Below are 3,866 nucleotides of genomic sequence, written 5' to 3'. Positions count from 1 at the left end.
AAAAGTCTTCGGCGGCGCTTTGTGAAGAGGAGCCGCTTCTGCGCGACCGAACCCGACTATAGGGTGAGAGACTTGGCGGTTAGACGGATGATTGGAGCAAGTCAGAATAAGAGCGAAGCATTCGCTCGTTTCTGACTTGTGAAATCACTCCAAGCCTGCCAAGTCGAACCCGACTGAGGGTGCGAGCAGTTGCGCCCTGACTTGAATGACTGGAGGCCAAACGGAAAAGAGCGGCTTTAGCCGGTCGTTCCGATTGGCTGAAATCACTTCAAGTCTGCAACTGAGAACCCGACTAAAGACGTGAAGGAACAAAGAGAAAAGGCGGAAGCAATACTTGCTCCCGCCTTTTTTATTATCGACTTAATTCAACTTTACTTGCCGAAGTGTTCTTGCAGGTAACGGTAAGAGTAACCTGGGTCTGAACCTAACTCTTCAGCTGCTGCGACTGATTCAAGGATTTGTTCATCAGTGTAAGCATCTAAGGCATGCGCATCTAATCCCATCACATCAATGATAATTTGACGTGCTTGAGCTGGATCTGTTACCGTCACAGGGGTCTTCGATGCTGGTTGCTTGGTTGTTGTTTCAGCTTGGCTAGCTTGAGGGGCTTCTGCTTGATCAGCAAGAGCTTGTTTACTTGATACTGATTTAGCTTGAGCCTTGTCAGTTTCATCTTGGGGTGAATTATCTTCGACAATACGTGCTGATTTCTTTGTACGGCCTGTTTGCGTCGCTTCTTTATCTCCCCCTTGGTCTTCGGAAACCACTTTCGCTTCCTTTTGACCTTCTGGAGCAGATTTACTGTCAGCTTCAGCTGACTTACCATTGTCTTCTTTGGCTGGTTGGAATAAGCCGACACTGGCTTCTTTGGCCTCAGCTGGCAAGTAATTCCATGTGAGACTCCCCACACCTAATGTTGCCACAACGGCTAAGGCTGCATATACTTTCTTTTTCATTTTATTTCTCCCACCCTTCATTGCTAGTCTTATTATAGTCACAATAGCGACTGATAACAAGTTTTAGTCAGTATTTCAGAGTAATTTTAAGATAATTTAATTTTTAAGAGTCTAAATACCCTTCAATGGTCTCTTGACTATCCGAGGAATCTGCACGGAAATTATGGATCTGACCCTGCCCCAGTTTGACCAGGCTAGGAACCGTATAAACTTCCCCACGTTCGCGCAAGGTCCTGAGGGCTGGATCTAGGCCATTAGAAGAGTCCACATAATAAACAGCCTGTCCCGTCCTTTCCATAGCAGCCGTCAACTTTGGCACAAAACGCCGGCAAAAACCGCAAGTTGGCCGCCCTAAGAAGACATAGTAGCTTTGTTCACTATGGATGGCATCGAGGGCTTGTCCCGCCTGCCACTCTTCCGCTCGATCTATAAAATCCTGAAATGTATTGTCTGTCATCGAATCACCCTTTCAAGGCTATCTTAGCGAAAGCTGAAGCTTAAAGCAAATAGATTGTTTTAGGAGAATTTAAGGGTTAGAAAAGGAAAGTATAGTATAATGATATTATGAATTTCCATCGATACAAGGAGGATTTTATGGAAACTATTTCACTTATTGTTCCTTGTTTTAACGAAGAAGAAGCAATTAATCTTTTTTATCAAGCGGTTGAAAACATCCGTCCCCAATTTCTAAGCCATATTGAATTAGAATATGTCTTTGTTGATGACGGTTCTTCCGACCATACCCGGGATATCCTCGCTGACCTAGCCCGCCAGGATCAACGGGTCCACTACCTATCTTTTTCACGCAACTTTGGCAAGGAAGCGGGTATCTACGCGGGCCTCCAACACGCCAAGGGAGACTATGTCGCTATTATGGATGTTGACCTCCAAGATCCGCCCGAGCTCCTCCCTGAAATGTACACTATTATCCAAGACCAAGCTTATGATTGTGTGGGAACGCGCCGGGTAAGCCGCGAGGGGGAGCCCCCTATCCGTTCTTTCTTTGCCAACCTTTACTACCGGCTTATGCAACATATCTCCAAGACTGAAATTGTCAGTGGAGCTAGAGACTTTCGTTTGATGACCCGGCAGATGGTTAATGCTATCCTTGAAATGACCGAATATAATCGCTTTTCCAAAGGGATTTTTGCCTGGGTGGGCTTTAAGACTAAGTACCTAGAATATGAAAATATCGAACGCAGTGCGGGTCAAACGAGTTGGAGTTTCTGGAGCCTGTTTACCTATTCCATTGATGGGATTGTTGCTTTCTCCGAAGTACCGCTCGATATAATCTCTATCCTAGGCTTTTTCTCCTTTCTAGCTGCCATCCTGCTGGCGATCTTCTTTGCGGGACGAACCCTGATCTTTGGTAATCCCACATCCGGCTGGACCTCTTTAAGCGTGATTATCCTAGCTATGGGTGGTCTCCAATTGCTCTGCCTGGGCGTGGTCGGCAAGTATGTAGGTAAGACCTTCCTAGAAGTCAAACACCGTCCCCAATACATCATTAAGGAAACGGACCAAGACCTGGCCCCTGTCCCCAATGAAGGCTAAGTTGACAAGCTGCCGCTTAGCCTTTGTGTCTGACCTCCATATCGACCATAGCCCGACTTGGTCAAGCCGAGACTATCTAGAGGCTTGCCAAGCATTAATTAGCCAGGAAGACATCGATTACTTCATCATTGGAGGCGACATTAGCAATAACTGGCATACAAGCCTCGCCTTTGTTGAGGAACTCGACAGCTCCTCGCCAGCAGCTATTTACTTTATCCCCGGCAACCATGATTACTGGCAGCGTCCAGCTCCCAGGACAGACACTTGGTCAATCCATCAAATATTTCGCCAACATCCCCAGTGCCTCATGGGTAAAGCCCTGCAGCCCTTAGCCAATTGGCGGATCGTTGGCCACCCTGCCTGGTACAACCATGCTGTCCATGATGAGCGTTTTAGCCCTGAACAAATCGAAAGAGGGCGCTTCAAGTTAGCGACCTGGCAGGATAAGAAATTTATCGACTGGGACATGACCGACCGCGAAGTATCCCAAGCCTTTAGCCAAGAAATCTGGACTGACTTCCAGCAGGCACCAAGCCCTAATTACATCTTTGTCAGTCATATCCTAACCATCCCTGAATTCACAGTGCCTATGCCCCATCCAGCTTTCGACTTTTTCAACGCCTTTCTAGCAACGGATGATCTCAACAGCCTCTACCAGAACTTTCCTATCCGCTACAGTATCATGGGCCATGTCCATATCCGCTACCAAGTTTACAAAAATGGTACGCATTTTATTGCGAATTCGCTAGGCTATCCCAAAGAATGGCGAACAGACCAGCTCGACCAAGAACTCCGATCAGCCTGTTTTATCCTTGATCTGAACGAAAGATAAAAATTCCTCCTCTCGACTTTTTAAGTAAGCCGGGAGGAGGAATTTTTATGTATTTATGTTACCAATACGCTTTCGCCTAGACCTCAACCTTTTCTGCTTCTTTTATTTCAGGCTTAGATTCGTTCACTTCATCATTTTTAGACAGTAAAGACATTGCTAGAGTCGTTAATACAGATACAATCACTGCATCATCGGCAAAACCAATCGGTCCAAAGATGTCTGGTAACAGATCTGTTGGAAGGACCGCATAAGCGATAGCGATGCCCATAATAACTTTGATGTGGGTAGGGGTTTCTTTTTTAAAGAGGGCACGTACGAACTGTGCCAGGGTAGTTTTGGAATTAGTTAATGCATTCTTTTTCATTCCATCATCCTCCTATACACCCTTATTATAGGAGGAGTCCTCGCCCAAAACATCCTACCTTAGACGGATTCTGCATTTTTCAATCTGGAATACAAAAAAGCGACCCTAAAGGATCGCTTTTTCATTTGCACGGCAGCGTCCTAGTCTCACAGGGGGCAAC

5 protein-coding genes are annotated in these 3,866 nt (G+C 46.1%); 2 read left to right on the top strand and 3 right to left on the bottom strand.

Going from position 1 to position 3,866, the window contains the following annotated elements; all coding sequences use genetic code 11:
* Positions 1-371: 371 nt before the first annotated feature.
* Both HMPREF2626_RS09870 and HMPREF2626_RS09865 read right to left on the bottom strand, forming a co-directional pair.
* Positions 372-956: a hypothetical protein gene (locus HMPREF2626_RS09870; protein WP_070620833.1), complete on the bottom strand. Its 585-nt coding sequence runs from the start codon at positions 954-956 to the stop codon at positions 372-374.
* A gap of 103 nt (positions 957-1,059) precedes the next feature.
* Positions 1,060-1,413, bottom strand: coding sequence for a DUF6568 family protein (locus HMPREF2626_RS09865; protein WP_070620830.1), 354 nt, complete (start codon positions 1,411-1,413; stop codon positions 1,060-1,062).
* A 137-nt stretch (positions 1,414-1,550) separates the two neighbouring features.
* Here HMPREF2626_RS09865 and HMPREF2626_RS09860 point away from each other — a divergent pair, with 137 nt between their 5' ends.
* Positions 1,551-2,510, top strand: a complete 960-nt coding sequence (locus HMPREF2626_RS09860; RefSeq protein WP_070620827.1) for a glycosyltransferase family 2 protein — start codon at positions 1,551-1,553, stop codon at positions 2,508-2,510.
* 1 nt (position 2,511) lies between these two features.
* Complete coding sequence (locus HMPREF2626_RS09855) at positions 2,512-3,342, top strand: metallophosphoesterase (RefSeq protein WP_246818957.1); 831 nt, start codon at positions 2,512-2,514, stop codon at positions 3,340-3,342.
* A 76-nt stretch (positions 3,343-3,418) separates the two neighbouring features.
* Here HMPREF2626_RS09855 and HMPREF2626_RS09850 read toward each other — a convergent pair whose 3' ends face one another.
* Positions 3,419-3,706, bottom strand: a complete 288-nt coding sequence (locus HMPREF2626_RS09850) for a YkvA family protein (protein WP_070620821.1) — start codon at positions 3,704-3,706, stop codon at positions 3,419-3,421.
* Positions 3,707-3,866: the final 160 nt, after the last annotated feature.

It is taken from the genome of Aerococcus sp. HMSC062A02 (assembly GCF_001809535.1).
In the GTDB taxonomy this organism is placed as follows: domain Bacteria; phylum Bacillota; class Bacilli; order Lactobacillales; family Aerococcaceae; genus Aerococcus.
Note: the sequence above shows the minus strand (reverse complement) of the source record. Positions and strands in the feature narration are given on the sequence as shown.

What these genes read in the sequence shown, in the direction of transcription:
- HMPREF2626_RS09870 (WP_070620833.1), bottom strand. Translation starts at nt 956, where the DNA reads ATGAAAAAGAAAGTATATGCAGCCTTAGCCGTTGTGGCAACATTAGGT.
- HMPREF2626_RS09865 (WP_070620830.1), bottom strand. Translation starts at nt 1,413, where the DNA reads ATGACAGACAATACATTTCAGGATTTTATAGATCGAGCGGAAGAGTGG.
- HMPREF2626_RS09860 (WP_070620827.1), top strand. Translation starts at nt 1,551, where the DNA reads ATGGAAACTATTTCACTTATTGTTCCTTGTTTTAACGAAGAAGAAGCA.
- HMPREF2626_RS09850 (WP_070620821.1), bottom strand. Translation starts at nt 3,706, where the DNA reads ATGAAAAAGAATGCATTAACTAATTCCAAAACTACCCTGGCACAGTTC.